Origin of the sequence: Streptomyces sp. HUAS YS2 (assembly GCF_033343995.1) — a bacterium.
Classification (GTDB): Bacteria; Actinomycetota; Actinomycetes; order Streptomycetales; family Streptomycetaceae; genus Streptomyces; species Streptomyces solicathayae.
On the sequence record NZ_CP137573.1, the window covers coordinates 5,419,616 to 5,435,439 of the forward strand.

The 15,824-nt window shown below is 70.3% G+C and carries 20 protein-coding genes; 10 read left to right on the top strand and 10 right to left on the bottom strand.

What is annotated here, in order from left to right; genetic code table 11:
• The first annotated feature begins 5 nt into the window (after positions 1 to 5).
• The gene (locus R2D22_RS25020) at positions 6 to 1,169 is read left to right on the top strand and encodes a sensor histidine kinase (protein ID WP_318106912.1); all 1,164 of its coding nucleotides are present in this window, start codon (positions 6 to 8) and stop codon (positions 1,167 to 1,169) included.
• Positions 1,166 to 1,834: a response regulator transcription factor gene (locus R2D22_RS25025; RefSeq protein ID WP_318106913.1), complete on the top strand. Its 669-nt coding sequence runs from the start codon at positions 1,166 to 1,168 to the stop codon at positions 1,832 to 1,834. Before R2D22_RS25020 ends, R2D22_RS25025 begins: the two co-directional genes overlap by 4 nt.
• A 6-nt stretch (positions 1,835 to 1,840) precedes the next feature.
• Here R2D22_RS25025 and R2D22_RS25030 read toward each other — a convergent pair whose 3' ends face one another.
• The 3 genes from R2D22_RS25030 to R2D22_RS25040 all read right to left on the bottom strand — a co-directional run bounded on the left by R2D22_RS25030 (position 1,841) and on the right by R2D22_RS25040 (position 4,771).
• Positions 1,841 to 3,220 (bottom strand): FAD-dependent oxidoreductase, encoded by a 1,380-nt coding sequence (locus R2D22_RS25030; protein ID WP_318106914.1) that lies wholly within the window; start codon positions 3,218 to 3,220, stop codon positions 1,841 to 1,843.
• A 157-nt stretch (positions 3,221 to 3,377) separates the two neighbouring features.
• Positions 3,378 to 3,854: a hypothetical protein gene (locus tag R2D22_RS25035; protein WP_318106915.1), complete on the bottom strand. Its 477-nt coding sequence runs from the start codon at positions 3,852 to 3,854 to the stop codon at positions 3,378 to 3,380.
• Positions 3,855 to 3,943: 89 nt separating this feature from the next.
• Positions 3,944 to 4,771: a hypothetical protein gene (locus tag R2D22_RS25040; protein WP_318106916.1), complete on the bottom strand. Its 828-nt coding sequence runs from the start codon at positions 4,769 to 4,771 to the stop codon at positions 3,944 to 3,946.
• A gap of 92 nt (positions 4,772 to 4,863) precedes the next feature.
• Between R2D22_RS25040 and R2D22_RS25045 the strand changes: the two genes are divergently transcribed.
• Positions 4,864 to 5,310, top strand: a complete 447-nt coding sequence (locus R2D22_RS25045; RefSeq protein WP_318106917.1) for a DUF3592 domain-containing protein — start codon at positions 4,864 to 4,866, stop codon at positions 5,308 to 5,310.
• Between the two features lie 5 nt (positions 5,311 to 5,315).
• On the opposite strand, the gene R2D22_RS25050 is transcribed toward R2D22_RS25045, so the two are convergent.
• On the bottom strand, positions 5,316 to 6,170 hold the full coding sequence (locus R2D22_RS25050) for a hypothetical protein (RefSeq protein ID WP_318106918.1): 855 nt from the start codon (positions 6,168 to 6,170) through the stop codon (positions 5,316 to 5,318).
• Between the two features lie 86 nt (positions 6,171 to 6,256).
• Here R2D22_RS25050 and R2D22_RS25055 point away from each other — a divergent pair, with 86 nt between their 5' ends.
• Entirely contained in the window at positions 6,257 to 6,712 is a 456-nt protein-coding gene (locus R2D22_RS25055) for a hypothetical protein (protein ID WP_318106919.1), read from the top strand.
• Between the two features lie 79 nt (positions 6,713 to 6,791).
• Here R2D22_RS25055 and R2D22_RS25060 read toward each other — a convergent pair whose 3' ends face one another.
• The 3 genes from R2D22_RS25060 to R2D22_RS25070 form a co-directional block, all read right to left on the bottom strand.
• Positions 6,792 to 7,316, bottom strand: coding sequence for an RICIN domain-containing protein (locus R2D22_RS25060; protein ID WP_318106920.1), 525 nt, complete (start codon positions 7,314 to 7,316; stop codon positions 6,792 to 6,794).
• Between the two features lie 93 nt (positions 7,317 to 7,409).
• On the bottom strand, positions 7,410 to 7,604 hold the full coding sequence (locus R2D22_RS25065; RefSeq protein WP_318106921.1) for a DUF397 domain-containing protein: 195 nt from the start codon (positions 7,602 to 7,604) through the stop codon (positions 7,410 to 7,412).
• Entirely contained in the window at positions 7,586 to 8,419 is an 834-nt protein-coding gene (locus R2D22_RS25070) for a helix-turn-helix domain-containing protein (RefSeq protein ID WP_318106922.1), read from the bottom strand. The genes R2D22_RS25065 and R2D22_RS25070 overlap by 19 nt, the downstream gene beginning before the upstream one ends.
• Positions 8,420 to 8,571: 152 nt before the next feature.
• Between R2D22_RS25070 and R2D22_RS25075 the strand changes: the two genes are divergently transcribed.
• The 6 genes from R2D22_RS25075 (at position 8,572) to R2D22_RS25100 (ending at position 13,616) form a co-directional block, all read left to right on the top strand.
• Entirely contained in the window at positions 8,572 to 8,769 is a 198-nt protein-coding gene (locus R2D22_RS25075; protein ID WP_318106923.1) for a hypothetical protein, read from the top strand.
• Positions 8,766 to 8,984: a hypothetical protein gene (locus tag R2D22_RS25080; RefSeq protein ID WP_318106924.1), complete on the top strand. Its 219-nt coding sequence runs from the start codon at positions 8,766 to 8,768 to the stop codon at positions 8,982 to 8,984. The genes R2D22_RS25075 and R2D22_RS25080 overlap by 4 nt, the downstream gene beginning before the upstream one ends.
• Before the next feature lie 83 nt (positions 8,985 to 9,067).
• A complete protein-coding gene (recO, locus tag R2D22_RS25085) occupies positions 9,068 to 9,817 on the top strand; it encodes a DNA repair protein RecO (protein ID WP_318106925.1) in 750 nt (249 codons plus the stop codon).
• Positions 9,818 to 9,836: 19 nt separating this feature from the next.
• The gene (locus tag R2D22_RS25090; protein WP_318109970.1) at positions 9,837 to 10,670 is read left to right on the top strand and encodes an isoprenyl transferase; all 834 of its coding nucleotides are present in this window, start codon (positions 9,837 to 9,839) and stop codon (positions 10,668 to 10,670) included.
• Entirely contained in the window at positions 10,667 to 11,221 is a 555-nt protein-coding gene (locus tag R2D22_RS25095) for a YcxB family protein (protein WP_318106926.1), read from the top strand. Before R2D22_RS25090 ends, R2D22_RS25095 begins: the two co-directional genes overlap by 4 nt.
• 169 nt (positions 11,222 to 11,390) lie before the next feature.
• On the top strand, positions 11,391 to 13,616 hold the full coding sequence (locus R2D22_RS25100; RefSeq protein WP_318106927.1) for a hypothetical protein: 2,226 nt from the start codon (positions 11,391 to 11,393) through the stop codon (positions 13,614 to 13,616).
• A gap of 69 nt (positions 13,617 to 13,685) precedes the next feature.
• Here the strand turns inward: R2D22_RS25100 and R2D22_RS25105 are convergent, their stop codons facing one another.
• Genes R2D22_RS25105 through R2D22_RS25115 form a run of 3 tightly spaced genes read right to left on the bottom strand, consistent with a single transcriptional unit; the run spans position 13,686 to position 15,824 of the window.
• Positions 13,686 to 14,108, bottom strand: coding sequence for a Fur family transcriptional regulator (locus R2D22_RS25105; protein ID WP_318106928.1), 423 nt, complete (start codon positions 14,106 to 14,108; stop codon positions 13,686 to 13,688).
• Positions 14,109 to 14,154: 46 nt separating this feature from the next.
• On the bottom strand, positions 14,155 to 15,045 hold the full coding sequence (locus R2D22_RS25110) for a metal ABC transporter permease (RefSeq protein WP_318106929.1): 891 nt from the start codon (positions 15,043 to 15,045) through the stop codon (positions 14,155 to 14,157).
• A gap of 2 nt (positions 15,046 to 15,047) precedes the next feature.
• Positions 15,048 to 15,824, bottom strand: a complete 777-nt coding sequence (locus tag R2D22_RS25115; RefSeq protein ID WP_318106930.1) for a metal ABC transporter ATP-binding protein — start codon at positions 15,822 to 15,824, stop codon at positions 15,048 to 15,050.

Here is a 15,824-nt window from a genome sequence, read left to right on the forward strand (position 1 = left end):
GGAGGATGGGCCCTGTGGACATCGCCGCCGCCTTCACCCGTGACCCGCAGGCCGCGCCGTACCCGGTGCGGTGCGACGGCATGCTCGCCGCCGGGTTCGCCGTCGTCGCGACCGTGCTCGCCCTGACCGTCGACGACGGCCGGCGGCCGGACGCGCTCGGCTGGGCGCTGCTGCTCGCCGTGCACGTCCCGCTGGCCTGGCGCCGCAAGCGACCGCTGGCGGTGATGCTGGTCGTGGTCGCGCTGGTCGCGCCGTACCACGCGCTCGACTACATGCACCTGGCGCCGATCCCGGCCTCCATGGCCGCGCTGTACACGGTCGCCGCGACCGGCCGCCCGCGCCGCACGCTGCTCGTCGGGGTGCTGGTCACCGGCGTCACGCTCACCATCCAGGTGGTCACCAACCCGCACGAGGTCGACGAGGTGCTGCGGGTCTCCGGCTGGGTGATCGCGATGCTGGTGTTCGGCACGAGCATCCGGCTCTACCGCCAACTCGTCCAGAGCGTGGTGGAGAAGGCCGAGCGGGAGTCCGAGCGGAAGGTCGCCGAGGAGCGGCTGCGGATCGCCCGCGACCTGCACGACCTGCTCGCCCACACGATCACCCTGATCGGTGTGCAGACCTCCGTCGCCGCGCACGTCCTGGTCGCGGACCCGGACCGGCTGGACCGGGCGGCCCTCGCGAAGGCGCTCGACGGCATCGCGGACACCTGCCGGGAGGCCCGCGCCGAGGTCCGTACGACGCTGGACGTGCTCCGCGCCGACGGGCCCGCCCTCCAGGAGGGGCCGCTGCCCGACCTGAGCGGCCTGCCCGACCTCGTCAGGTCCGCGCGGGCGGACCTGTCGGTGCGGACCGGGGACGCGAAGGTGCCGGCGGCGGTCGGCGCGGCCGCGTACCGGATCGTGCAGGAGTCGCTGACCAACGCGGTTCGGCACGCGGGGCCTTCGGCGGCGGTACGGGTCGATGTGGGCCTGGCGGGCGAGGTGCTGACGGTGAGCGTGACGGACGACGGCGAGGCCCCGGGGGGAACCAGCGGCTCCGGCTACGGGATTCTCGGGATGCGGGAACGCGCGCGCAGCGTCGGCGGCACACTGGACGCCGGCCCGCGCACCGGCGGGGGTTTCGAGGTCACGGCGAGCCTGCCGCTCGGTACGAGGGAAGTGATGGCGTGATCCGCGTCCTGCTGGCGGACGACCAGACGCTGGTCCGGGCGTCGTTCGCGATGCTCGTCGACTCCGCGTCCGACATGGAGGTCGTGGGTCAGGCGGGCACCGGCCGGGAGGCGGTGGAGCTGGCGCGTTCGGCCCGTGCGGACCTGGTCGTGATGGACGTCCGGATGCCCGACCTGGACGGCATCGAGGCGACCCGGCTGATCGCCGCCGACGACGACCTCGCCGGGGTGAAGGTCCTGGTCCTGACCACGTACGACACCGACGAGCACGTGGTGGAGGCGCTGCGGGCGGGCGCGTCGGGCTTCGTCGTGAAGGACATCCGCCCGGCGGAGCTGCTGGACGCGATCCGCACGGTGGCGGCGGGGGAGTCCCTGCTGTCGCCGGGCCCGACGGCCCGGCTGATCTCCCGGGTCCTGGCGGTCCCGGACGGCCCGCCGAGAACGGGCGGCCCGGAGCACCTGTCGGAGCGGGAGCGCCAGGTCCTCGGGCTCGTCGCCCGGGGCCTCAACAACACGGAGATCGCGGAGGCGTTGGGCCTGAGCCCGCTCACCGCGAAGACGCATGTCAGCCGGATCATGGGCAAGGTCGGGGCCCGCGACCGGGCCCAACTCGTGGTGATCGCCTACGAGTCGGGCCTGGTCGCACCCGGGATCAGTTCGGCGTGACGGGGCTCACCGCTCCGGCGTGACCGCGTTGCTCGCGCGCAGCATGTCCTCGCGCTCGACGATCTTCACGCGCTCACGGCCCTGTGGCTCGCCGAGCGCCTTCTCGGCGGCGTCCAGGGCGTACCAGCCCTCCCACGTCGTGTACGTGAGGCCCTTCTCGGTCAGGAACGCGACGACCGCGTCCTCCTCCGGCGAGATGGGCGTGAGCAGCCGGCCGTTGGCGTGGTCGTCCAGCAGGTTGGCCACGGTCTCGTTGGCGTCGCCCTTGGTGTGGCCGATCAGGCCGACCGGGCCGCGCCGGATCCAGCCGGTGACGTACGTGGACGCCAGGTGCTCGCCGTTCTCCTGGACGACCCGGCCGCCCTCGTCGGGAACGGTGCCGGTGGCGGTGTCCCAGGGCAGCTTGGGCAGCTCGTCGGAGAGGTAGCCGACGGCGCGGTAGACGGACTGGACGTCCCAGTCGGTGGTCTGCCCGGTGCCCTTCACGTTGCCGGTGCCGTCCAGCTCGGTGCGCTCGGTGCGCAGGCCGACGACCTTGCCGTCCTCGCCGAGGATCTCGACGGGCGACTCGAAGAAGTGCAGGAAGAGTTTGTGCGGGCGGTCGCCGATGTCGCGGATCGCCCAGTTCTCCAGGGTCTTCGCGACCATGTCGGTCTGCTTGTTCTTGCGCCGCTCGGCGATCGAGCCCTCGTCGTAGTCGATGTCCTCGGGGTTGACGATGACCTCGATGTTCGGGGAGTGGTCCAGCTCGCGCAGCTCCATCGGGGAGAACTTCGCCTGCGCCGGGCCGCGGCGGCCGAACACGTGGATCTCCACGGCCTTGTTGGCCTTCAGACCGTCGTAGACGTTCGCCGGGATCTCGGTCGGCAGCAGCTCGTCCGCCGTCTTCGCGAGGATGCGGGCGATGTCGAGGGCCACGTTGCCGACACCGAGGACGGCGACCTTCTCGGCCTCCAGCTCCCAGGTGCGCGGCACGTCAGGGTGGCCGTCGTACCAGGACGCGAAGTCGGCGGCGCCGAACGAGCCGTCCAGCTCGACGCCGGGGATGCGCAGCTCGCGGTCGAACATGGCGCCCGTGGAGAACACGACCGCGTCGTAGAAGGCGCGCAGGTCGTCGAGGTGGATGTCGGCGCCGTAGTTCACGTTGCCGAAGAGCCGCACCTGCGGCTTGTCGAGCACCTGGTGCAGGGCGGTGATGATGCCCTTGATGCGCGGGTGGTCGGGCGCGACGCCGTACCGGATCAGGCCGAAGGGGGCCGGCATCCGCTCGAAGATGTCGATGGACACGCCCGGCTCGTTGGCGGCCTCGGACTTCAGCAGCGCATCGGCGGCGTAGATTCCGGCGGGGCCGGCGCCGACGATCGCGACCCGGAGGGGGCGGGGCATGTCAGGTTCCCTTCGCAAGCGACGTGCCGGAGAGATCACCGACACTTAGGTCACCCTAAATAACGCCCCGAGCGGATCGGTACCCACCCCCGGTCTATGACCTCATAAGGCCCGCTTATGGGTTCCATAGGCGGGCCTTGGGTCTAGAGGTTCCTGTCTACCACCAGCCGGTCTTGGTGGCGGCGGCGTCGCATCCGTTGGAGACGGAGAACAGGATGCAGGCGCGGAACGCGACCGCGCTGGACGAGTGGGTCGCCTTGGCCGCGGTGTAGATCCGGCTGCTCACCGGGCTGGAGTAGCGGCAGTCCGCCTTGCGGTCGCCGTTCACGTCGACCTCGAACACGATGTTCAGGCTGCTCCACGCGGAGCTGGAGGCCTTGGCCCAGCCGTACTGCCTGCCGTTGTACCACCCGGACCGGATCTGCGCGGTGCCGGTCTCGCCGCTGGCCTGCTTGACCGTCGTCTGGCCGGTGGCCACCGCCGGGTCGCTCAGGTAGGCGAGATCGCCGCAGGTGACCGCCGCGGTGACCTCACCGCGCGGCGCCGCGCCGGCCGACCCGCTCGAACCGGCGAGCAGCGTGCCCGCCAGCGCGAGCGCCGCCCCGGAGGCGGCGAGGCTCTTCTTCGTGACCATGTGTGTCCCCCTCTGTCGAAACCGTCTTACAGCGACCACCTTCGCGGCGGCGAGGAGATGCGGGTACCTCGGAGAACTCAGGGTCGGGGCTAGCCGCCGAAGGCGGGGGAGGCGAGGGCGTACGCCCCGTACACGGCGGGAGAGGCGAGGGCGAGCAGGAACAGGACGACGAACAGGCCCTTGACCTGGTGGCCCCAGCCTTGGCAGAGGATCGCTTTGCGGGGCTTTCGCGGGCTGTACGCGACCCGGATGGTCTCGTCCTCGACCGATTCGGGGTGGGTGTGGGTCTTCCCCGTGGTGTCGGTGTACACGTACGAGACCTGACCGTCGAGCCATGCCTGCGTCGCGTCGACCGTGATGCCGTGGCGGGACAGGTACCAGTTCTCCCAGAGGGTCCAGAGTGCGGAGACGACGCCGAAGGCGAACAGCGCGCCGACGCCGCCGACCAGCAGCACCGCGACCCCGCGGCCCACGTGCTCCGTGGCGACCCCGACGAAGGCGGACAGGGCCGCGAGCCCGACGCCGACGACGACCGCCGCACCCTTGACGAACAGCGGCACCGGTTCCGGCCCGTCCTCGTCGTCCTCGTCGGGGGACCCCAGGGTGCGGGTGGTGACGAGCGCGGAGCCGTCGGCCGCGTCCTCCCCGGCGGTACGTGCGGGCAGCGCGGCGTTCACCGCGTCGGCGAAGGCGTCGGCGGCGGCCCGGCTCACGTCCTCGATCCGGTACACGGTCGGCTCGATCCCGGCCGGGGCCGTCAACTCGACGGTGACGACACGCCTTTCGACGCGTATCCGGGCGATCGCCGCGAGCGGGATGCGCAGTTCGTCGTGCGGGCGGCGCAGCAGCAGCTCCTCGCCCATGGAGCGGAGTTCGGTGCTCTGGTCACCCTGGAGGACGGGTATGGGCGAAGTCATCGGCATGGACGTGATCGTAGGAGCCGGACCGCGGGCCGGTGAAGGGGGTGTGGGGGTTCCCGTCGGGTCCTGTGCTGTCGTACGGTCCGCTCATGATCGAAGGATTGCTCCTCTGCTTCGCCGTGCTGTCCGTGCTGCTCTTCGGCTTCTCCCTGATGTGGATGAAGGGCGAGAGCGAAGACGGCAAGAGGGCGGCGGAGTTGGCGGAGGTCGGTATCGAGGTCGAGGCGCGTCTGACCCACCTGGGGCCGACCAGGAGCACGAGGACTTCGATCGCCCACTACGAGTGGCAGGGGTCGGACGGTCAGAAGCTGCAGCACCAGAGGGGTGTGACTGCCTCCCCCGTCCACGTCGTGGGCGACACGTACCCCCTCGTGTACCACCCCAGGTTCCCGACCCGCCTGAAGCTGGGAACGATGAAGACCGTCCGCAAGGAGCGCCGGGAGCGGGAGGGCAACCTGAGGGGCGCGAAGCGGCTCGCGTTCTGGTCCCTCGCCGTGTGCGTCCTCTCGATCACCGGCTTCGTCCTCAGCCCCTGAGCGCGCTATCCGCCGAAGGCGGGGAGCGCGAGCCGGTACGTCCCGTACGCGAGGAGCGCGGCGATGCCGGCCATGAAGAGGAACATGGTCAGCTCGCCTGCCGCGATCTTCAACGGCCGGGAGACCACCGCGACCTGAGGCTTCCGCGGGGAGTAGGCGACCCGGGCCGTGCCGTTCTGCGCGAGCCCCTGGATGTGACGCGTCACCCCGTCGGCGTCCGTGTACGCAAGGGCGGTCGTGCCGCTCCGGTAGACCTGCTCGGCGTCCACCGTGATGCCGTACCGGGGCAGATACCAGGGCAACCACCAGCACATGATCAACATCAGGGTGACGTGGATGACCACCGCGCCGGCCTGCCCGAGCAGCAGCGTCGCGATGCCGCGGCTCCAACTCTGGCCGGCCACCCCGACGGCGACGGCGAGGAGCCCCGCCGCGACGCAGAGGGTGTGGCGCAGCCACGGGTCGGCGGCGAACAGCCCGGGACCTTCCAGGTCCTCGTCCTCCTCGGCCTCCTCATCGACGTCCGCGGCGGACCGCAGGCTGCGGGTGACGACGAGCGAGGAGCCGTCGATCGTCTCCGTGCCCTCGGCGCGCTCGGGCAGCGCGGCGTTCACCACGTCCGCGAAGACGGTCGCGCCCGCCGCGCTCACGTCCTCGATCCGGTACACGACCGGCTCGACGCCCGCCGGGGCCGTCAACTCGACTGCGACGACACGCCTTTCGGCGCGTACGTGAGTGATCGCGGCCAGCGGGATGCGCAGCTCGTCGTCCCGGCGGCGCAGCAACAGGTCCGTGCCGTCGGCGCGCAGTTCGGTGTCCCTGTCGCCCTGGAGGACGGGTATGGGCGAAGTGATCGACATGCGCGAGATCGTAAGGCGCGAAGTCCTTGCTGGTGAAGGCAATATGGGGGTTTCGGTCGGGACCTGAGGTGTCGTACGGTCCGCCTGTGATTCTGGTGATCGTGGTGCTGGTGTGTTCCCTCTTCGCGTCCCTGGCCGGCCTCCTCTTCGGCCCGTTGATGATCCAGGGCGAGGGGAAGGAACTGAAGAAGATCAGGGACCTGGCCGAATCGGGCATCGAGGTCGAGTCGCGCCTCGTGGGCCTGGAACGGATCGGCGACGGGGGCTACCTGCACGGCATGTTCGAGTTCGGCACCCTGAACGGCGACACCGTCCTTCACCAAACGGGGGAGAAGGTCAGTCCCGCGATGGTGGTCGGCAGCGCGTACCCGCTGGTCTATCACCCCGACAACGTGAAGCACGTGCTCGTGGGGACGATGGCGACAGTCCGCAAGGAGGTCCGGTTCCGGCGGGACGGCGTGCGGGGCGCGAAGAAGATGATGCTCCTGGCCTTCGCGGTGGGCGTGCTGGCTGTGGTGGGCCTGATCCTCAGCCCCGCCTGACCCCTCCCCAGCCCCTGACGCCGTCGTCCCCCTCCGCGTCGAACGCGGAGGGGGACGACGGCGTCATGCTGCTACGGAGCTACTGCGCCAGCCGCCACCACTGGTTCGACCCGCCGTTGTTCTCCCACATGATGAGCTGGGTACCCCAGACTCCGGTCCCTCCCGGGACGTCGATCACGTGGCCGGAAGGGTCGTTCCGGATGTCGTCCGGGCCCCACGAGGGGTCGAAGCTGAAAACCTGGTTCCACTTGTCGTTGCAGTACCAGAGGATCAGCGTGGCGCCCATCCGGGTGTCGTCGTGCCGGTCCAGGCACAGGCCGCTCGCGGCGTTGCGGATCGTCTGGCGCCCGCGGGAGTCGGTGCTCGCGTACCAGCGCTGGTTCGCACCCCCGTTGCAGCCCCACTGGATCACGGCGGCGCCGGGCCCGGCGTTGCCGCTGCCGTCCATGCAGAGATCGGTCGCGACGTTGATGAACCGGCCACTGAACGAGGCCGCGGAGGCCGTCGGTGCCGTCACGAGGCTGCCGCCGACCATCGCCAGGCTCGCGGCGGCCAGCGTCATCGCGCGTCTGGCGGTCTTGCTCGACTTGATCCTTGCGAACATGTTCCCCCCCAAAAAGAAACACCAAAGTCCTTGCAGGACATGGCTGTTGGTCATGGTCGATCATAGTTGGCCATGATCGACTTCGGGGGGTAATTACCTCTTGATCGACTCCACGAAGGCCGCCCAGGCGGCGGTGGAGGGGAGCAGGACGGGGCCGTGGGGGACCTTGGAGTCCCGTACGGGGACGATGCCGGCGACGCCGGCAGCGACCTCGATGCAGTTGCCGCTGTCGCCGTCGCTGTAGCTGCTCTTGCGCCACTGGGCGGTGCTCAGGTCGTACTCGCGCATCGTCTGTAGTCCTCCGCCGCCGACTCGAGCAGGGCCAGGGACGCCTTCGGCGACAGCGCGGCGACCCTGAGCAGATCGTAGGCGGACTGTGCGCGCTTCACTACTGCCGGATCGTCCAGCAGGTTCCCCGAATACACGGCCTCTGTATAGGCGGTTGGGGGAGCGTCCTCGAACTCCATCAGCCTGAGCGGCTTGCCCATCTGTGCGTACGCTCCGGCTGCGAACGGCAGCACCTGGAGCAGCAGCTGGCGTTCCCGCATCAGCGAGGACACGTGGTCGAGTTGTTCCGCCATCTCGGCGGAGCTGCCTACCGGGACGCGGAGGGCGGTCTCGTGCAGGATGGCCCAGTACTCCGGCTGGCCGGAATTCTGCAGGATTCTCTTCCGATCCATGCGTGCCCGTACCGCCTCGTCGACGTACTCGCTCGTCGCGAGAGGGTTGCTTGCCAGCGTCACGGCACGCGCGTACTCGGGCGTCTGCAGCAGGCCGGGTATCACGGCGGGCTCGAACTCGCAGATCTTCGTTGCCAACCGCTCCAGCTCAGCCACCGGCGCGAAATAGTGGGCGTAAGGCGACTTGTCGATCAGTGTGCGGCACAGCCGCTCGAAAAAACCATCGGTTTGTAGCGTCTCATCGATCCGTTGCGCCACATCCAACTGCGGTTTCCGAATCGCCTGTTCGAACTGGCCGATGTATCCGCCCGAAACGAACACTCGCCGGCCGAGTTCCCCCTGCGTCATTCCCGCAGCCTCGCGGCGCCGTTTCAGCTCCGCGCCGAAGAACTCCCACGCGTCCTGCCGTGCGCCTCTGGCCATGGATTAACTCCCCTGCCCTACGCGTTACTTGTAGCGACCGTGAGTCTCCCGATTCTACGGAAGAGCCCCCACCCTTGGTGCGGTAAGCGGGAAATGGATTCGGAAAGGGACCCCCGGTGCAGGAACAGGGCAGGAAGCGATCGTCGGAGTCCGTGAACGAGACGAGGGAGGTGATCGAGGAATTGCGCGCGGCGCTGGAGCGCAACGGAATCGTGCTGCCCTCGCTCGGGCTGGACGCCCTGTTCCTCGCCGCCGCGTCTCCTCGGTCGCTCATCGAATTGGGGCGCATCACGGTGGACACGGCCCGAAAGCTGGCCGCCGTGCTGCCGGAGGAAGGAGGTCGGTCATGAATGGCCTGCCCATCGGGGCGTACGTCGTGGAGATCCGTACCGGACGGGTCGGCACGGTCATGGGGCACGTGGGGCCGTACCTCCAGCTGAGGCCGCTCGGGGGCGGCCGGGAGTGGGACTGCGAGCCGGACGGCGTGCGGGTCGCGACCGCGGCCGAGCGGCTCCGCGCCGCCACCGCGCACGTGAACGCACGGAGTCGTGGCGAAGTGCCCTGAATCCCTCTCAACCCGTTCATTCCGGGCCCGCTCGTGCCGTCGTACCGGTCCGGGCGGGCCCGGTCGTACGGGACAATGGGGCCATGAGTCTGTTCCGCGACGACGGCATCGTGCTGCGCACCCAGAAGCTGGGTGAAGCGGACCGCATCATCACGATCCTCACGCGCGGTCACGGACGCGTACGCGCCGTCGCGCGCGGGGTGCGCCGGACGAAGTCGAAGTTCGGGGCGCGCCTCGAACCGTTCTCGCACGTCGACGTGCAGTTCTTCGCGCGCGGCAGCGATCTCGTCGGGCGCGGGCTGCCGCTCTGCACGCAGAGCGAGACCATTGCCGCGTACGGCGGCGGCATCGTCACGGACTACGCGCGGTACACCGCCGGTACGGCGATGCTGGAGACGGCCGAGCGGTTCACCGAGAACGAGGGCGAGCCGGCCGTCCAGCAGTACCTGCTGCTCGTCGGCGGGCTGCGGACGCTCGCCAACGGCGAGCACGCGCCGCACCTCGTCCTCGACGCGTTCCTCCTGCGCTCGCTGGCCGTGAACGGCTACGCGCCCAGCTTCGCCGACTGCGCGAAGTGCGGCATCCACGGGCCGAACCGGTTCTTCTCGGTCGCGGCCGGCGGGGTCGTATGCGGTGACTGCCGGGTGCCGGGCAGCGTCGTACCCTCTGCGGAGGCCATCGGCCTGCTCAGCGCGCTGCTCACTGGCGACTGGGCGACGGCGGACTCGTGCGAGCCGCGTCACGTCCGGGAGGGCAGCGGGCTCGTGTCCGCCTATCTGCACTGGCACCTGGAGCGCGGCCTGCGCTCCCTGCGGTACGTAGAGAAGAGCTAGGAGATTCATCGCCATGGCCATCGCACGACGCGGAATCCTCGGACGGCAGCGCCGGGAGTACAAGATCCCCGAGCCGCACCCGTCCGGTGCCCGCCCGCCGAAGCTCCCCGGTGAGCTGGTGCCGAACCACGTCGCCTGTGTGATGGACGGCAACGGCCGCTGGGCGAAGGAGCGTGGCCTGCCGCGCACCGAGGGGCACAAGGTCGGCGAGGGCGTCGTGCTCGACGTGCTCAAGGGCTGCCTGGAGATCGGCGTGAAGAACCTCTCGCTCTATGCCTTCTCCACCGAGAACTGGAAGCGGTCGCCCGAGGAGGTCCGCTTCCTGATGAACTTCAACCGGGACGTCATCCGCCGCCGCCGCGACGAGATGGACGAGCTGGGCATCCGGATCCGCTGGGTCGGCCGGATGCCGAAGATGTGGAAGTCGGTCGTCCAGGAGCTCCAGGTCGCGCAGGAGCAGACGAAGAACAACGACGCGATGACGCTGTACTTCTGCGTCAACTACGGCGGGCGCGCGGAGGTCGCGGACGCGGCACAGGCGATCGCGCGGGACGTCGCCGCGGGGAAGCTGGACCCGGCGAAGGTCAACGAGAAGACCTTCCAGAAGTACCTGTACTACCCGGACATGCCGGACGTCGACCTGTTCCTGCGGCCCAGCGGCGAGCAGCGCACCTCGAACTACCTGATCTGGCAGAGCAGCTACGCCGAGATGATCTTCCAGGACGTGCTGTGGCCGGACTTCGACCGGCGTGACCTGTGGCGGGCCTGCGTCGAGTACGCCTCCCGCGACCGCCGCTTCGGCGGCGTCGACCCGGCGGACCTCGCCGTCCTGGAGAAGGCCCGCAAGGCATGACGGGGGCGGGGGGCGTCGAGGTGCAGGACCGCGTGGAGCTGGCGTACGTGCCGGAGCTCGCGGACTCGGTGGGCGCGATCCGGGCCCGGGGGAAGGCCACGCCGGCGGGGCGGCTGCAGAACGGTGTGGGGCTGATCGCCGCGGTCGGCGCGCTCTACTCGCTGGTGGTCAGCTTCGACGGGCCGGGCGGCCGTCCCGCCTACGCGTCGGTCTTCGTGTGCCTGCTCGCGCTGGTGTTCATCCTGGGCCTGATGGTGCTGACGCCCACGCTCCAGGGACGGCAGGTGCACCGGCTGTACGCCTCCCAGGGCGAGTTCCGGACCGTCGTGGACGACGCGACCGGACTGACCCTGATGGCACGGGACATCGACATGACGTACCGGTGGCCGTTGATGAGCCGGTACACCGAGACCGACGACCTCTTCGTGATGATGTCACCCGACAAGAACGGGGTCGGCCTCGTCGTCCTGCCCAAGCGCGGCCTCGCCACGGGGGACGCGGACCGGCTGCGCGCGATCCTGGACCGACGCTCGCAGCGGGCCGGCCGCTGAGTCTCGAGGAACTGGCTTTCTCTACGCAGAGTGACTGCCATCGCGGCAGGGAACCGGACGCCACTCCAACAGGGTCGCTCCGCGTGACGGTTCTCTGCCGCCGTGCTCGGCTGGGACTGCCAGGCCGAAGCGACGGGCCTCGGCCGCGAGCAGAGGAGCACGAACCGTCATGGCAGTCACCACGGACCCCACGTCACTCGACGGGCACGCCCAGCCGGCGCAGGTCTACAAGATCGAGGACCTGATCAGACCGTCCGAGGTGGAGCAGCTGACCGAAGCGGTGTCCACCCTGCCCGAAGGGCCGGAACAGACGGCCCAGCTCCAGGCGAAAGTGGCACAGCTGGAAGCACACATCGCGCTCAGGGACGCGGCGGATTCCACACCGCGGCTGGTGCGCGGGCGGTATCGCAGCGCCGGTGCACAGCAGCAGCTGGAGCTGCGTGTCGACGTGGACGGCTTCAGGCCGACCATGCGGGTGAGCGGCGACTTCTTCCAGACCACCGGCGCCACCACCAGTTACGTCGGTTCCTTCATCGTCGAGGCGCCGACGATCACCTCCGAACCCGGGGTGGTCAAGATCGAAGGGCAGGGAAGGTTCAGCTTCCCCGTCGCCTCACGGCATGTGCGCGTGACCATTCCGCGCGGGGCCGGGGGGCCGCCGCAGCCGGGCATGGCGATCGTGCAGTTCTCGGCGGGCCCCGAGGGGTCCGCACCGACCGCGACGTTCCAGTGCGCGTTCATGTCCCCGCACTTCCGGAGCATCCAGCTGGAACAGGACTCCGTCGCCGGGACCGTGCCGTTCGTCTCGTACGACACCGGCTCGCTTCCGCAGCCCGCCTCGAGCCCCGCGCGCGTCCTGAGCGTGCCGAAGGCGTACGACGAGGCGGGCATCGAGGTGCAGACGGCCGGGGTTCCCAGCGTCATCGACACCTCCGGTGCCGGCGCTGACGCCACGTGGGACGACGCCGAGCTGCACAATGCGATGGTCAACCACTTCAGCCTCTGGCAGGACGCTCCCCTGTGGCGTCTTTGGATGCTGGTGGCCACGTCCTATGTGGACCCCACCGTCCGAGGGATCATGTTCGACGGTCTCGGCGCCTTCCAGAGGCAGGGCAGCGCGGTCTTCCATGACAAGATCAAGGGTTCCGACCCGGCCAGCCAGCGGGCGCAGCTGCGGACCTACGTCCACGAGCTGGGCCACGCGTTCAACCTGCTCCACTCGTTCCAGAAGGACCTTGCCGTCCCGCCGCAGCCCCTGGGTCCCAACGGGGGTCTGGGCGATCTGTCGTGGATGAACTACGTGCAGAACTTCCAGCCCCCGCCGCCGGCACCGGGCGGCCCCGCCGCCTACTGGGCCGCGTTCCCCTTCCAGTTCACGGAGAACGAGCTCATCCACCTGCGGCACGGCTTCCACCGCAACGTGGTCATGGGCGGGCAGCCGTTCGGACTCGGCGCCGCCGAGGTCGACCCGGACCTCTTCGGTGATCCCCTGGCCGACAACTCGGGCCTCGCCCTGGAGCTGCGCTCCGAGAACGCCTTCCGGTTCGGCCAGCCCGTCGTGGTCGAACTCCGGCTGTCCACCACCGACCAGCGTGGACGCAGCACCCACGGGCGGCTGGACCCCAAGGACGGCCTCACCAGCATCGCCATCTGCGGCCCGTCCGGCGAGACGAGGATCTACCGGCCGCCGATGACGCGCTGCGTGGAGACGGAGACCGAGGTCCGGCTGGACGCCGAGCGGCCCGCGATCTACGAGAGCTTCTACATCGGCTACGGCAAGGACGGCCTGTACTTCCAGCAGCCCGGCCGCTACCAGCTGCGGGCCCAGTACATCGCGTCGGACGGCTCCCGGGTGCTCTCCCAGGTCCACCAGGTGACCGTCCGCTCGCCCCGCACGGAGCAGGACGAGAACGTCGCCGAGCTGATGATGGGCGACGAGCAGGGCATGCTCTTCCACCTCCTCGGCTCCGACAGCGAGATGCTCAGCTCCGGGAACATGGCCCTGGAGGAGGTGCTCGACCGGTACTCCGACCACCCGCTCGCGGTCTACCCGCAGCTGGTCAAGGGCGCCAACGCCTCCCGGGACTTCAAGTACCTCAGCGCGGACAAGCGGCTGACCACGAGGTCCGCCGACCCCAGCGAGAGCATCCGGAACCTGGACCGGGTCGTCGACGCCACACTGGCGGACCGGGGCGTCGACAACCTCACCCTGGGCTGGGCGATGAAGCGCCGCGCCCGCATGGAGGCCAGGGCCGGTGACCCCGATCGGGCCCGGCGGACGATGGACCGGATGGTCGAGGTGATCCGCGAGCGGACTTACAGCCCCGCCGTGCACCGGGACATCGAGGCGGAGGCGGAGCGCGTCAAGGAGGAAGTCACCCGCGAGAACCGGTAGCGAACGCGACGTACCCCGCCGTGCCGGTGATGCCGGCACGGCGGGGTACGGATGCGGTTCCCGGGGCCGTCAGCCCTCGGCGGCTGCCTCCGCGCACTCCGCGCAGGTGCCGAAGATCTCCACGGTGTGCGCCACGTTCACGTACCCGTGCTGGGACGCGATCGTCTCCGCCCACTGCTCCACCGCCGGGCCCTCCACCTCGACGGCCTTGCCGCACACGCGGCAGACCAGGTGGTGGTGGTGCTCGCCGGACGAGCAGCGGCGGTACACCGCCTCGCCGTCGCTGGTGCGCAGCACGTCGACCTCGCCGGCCTCCGCCAGCGACTGCAGCGTGCGATAGACCGTGGTCAGGCCGACCGAGTCGCCGCGGTGCTTGAGCATGTCGTGCAGCTCCTGCGCGCTGCGGAACTCGTCCACCTCGTTCAGCGCCGCCGAAACGGCGGCCCGCTGCCGGGTCGACCGGCCGCGTACGGGGGGTCCTGCCGTCGCCACAGGTGCCTCCTCACAAGTCGAATGCCGCTGCCATTCTGCCAGGCGGCTAGACCGTGACGTCGTCCGTGGCCCTGCGCGTGGCCGGGACGGCCACGTCGCACGCGGCGGCGGCCGTCTCGGCGGCCCTGGCCCGGCGCCGGGCCAGCGGGGCCGCGAGGGCGGTCAGGACGACGAAGGCGCCGATCGCGTACAGCACGATCGTCGCGCCGGGGGACACGTCCTGGTAGTACGTCGTGATCGTGCCGGCCAGGGTCACGCCGGTGCCGATCAGCACGGCGATCACGAAGGTCGCGCGGAACGAGCGGGACAGCTGCTGGGCCGCGGCGACCGGGACCACCATCAGGGCGCTGACCAGCAGCAGGCCGACGACCCGCATCGCGACGGTGACGGTGACCGCGGCGGTGATCGCGATCAGCAGGTTCAGGAAGCGCACCGGCAGGCCGGTGACGCGGGCGAACTCCTCGTCCTGGCTGACCGCGAACAGCTGGCGGCGCAGGCCCACGGTCACCAGGATCACGAAGGCGGCGAGCAGTGCGATCGCGGTGACGTCCTCCTGCGAGACCGTCGACAGCGAGCCGAAGAGGTACGAGAGCAGGTTGGCGTTGGAGCCGTCGGCCAGGTCGATGAGCACGACACCGCCGGCCATGCCGCCGTAGAACAGCAGCGCGAGCGCTATGTCGCCGCGGGTGCGGCCGTACGCCCGGATCAGCTCCATGACGACGGCGCCGGCGACGGCGACGAGGGTGGCCGTCCACACCGGGTTGGTCGACATGAGGAAGCCGAGGCCGACACCGGTCATGGCGACGTGGCCGATGCCGTCGCCCATCAGCGCCTGGCGGCGCTGGACGAGGAAGATGCCGACGGCGGGCGCGGTGATGCCGACGAGCACGGCCGCGAGGAGCGCCCGCAGCATGAAGTCGTCCTGCAGGAATTCCATGATCAGCTCAGCAGTCCCGTGCGGAGCGGCTCGTCGGCCGCGTGCGGATGTACGTGGTCGTGGCCGGGCAGCGCGTGCTGGCCGACGGCCTTCGGGGGCGGCCCGTCGTGGACGACGCAGCCGTCGCGGAGCACGACGGCGCGGTCGATGAGGGGCTCCAGCGGGCCGAGTTCGTGCAGCACGAGGAGGACGGACGCGCCGCCGGCGACCTGCTCGCGCAGGGTGTCGGCGAGGATCTCCTGGCTGGCCAGGTCGACGCCGGCCATCGGCTCGTCCATGATCAGCAGCTCGGGTTCGGCGGCGAGCGCGCGGGCGATCAGCACGCGCTGGTGCTGGCCGCCGGAGAGCGCGGCGACGGAGTCCTTGGCGCGGTCGGCGAGGCCGACCAGGTCGATCGCCCGGTCGACGGCGGCCCGGTCGGCCTTGCCCAGCAGGCCGAAGCGGCGGCGGGACAGTCGGCCGGAGGTGACGACCTCACGGATCGTGGCGGGGACGCCGCCGGCGGCGGTGGTGCGCTGGGGCACGTAGCCGACGCGGGCCCAGTCGCGGAACCGCTTCAGTTCGGTGCCGAACAGCTCGACGGTGCCGCCGGTGAGCGGGACCTGCCCGATCACGGACCGGACGGCGGTCGACTTGCCGGAGCCGTTGGCGCCGAGCAGGGCGACGACCTCGCCGCGCCCGACGGCCAGGTCCACGCCGCGCAGGACGGGGCGCGCGCCGAGCGCCGCCGTGGCGCCGCGGACGGATATGACGGGGGCGTCCGTGACTGCGTTGCTCAT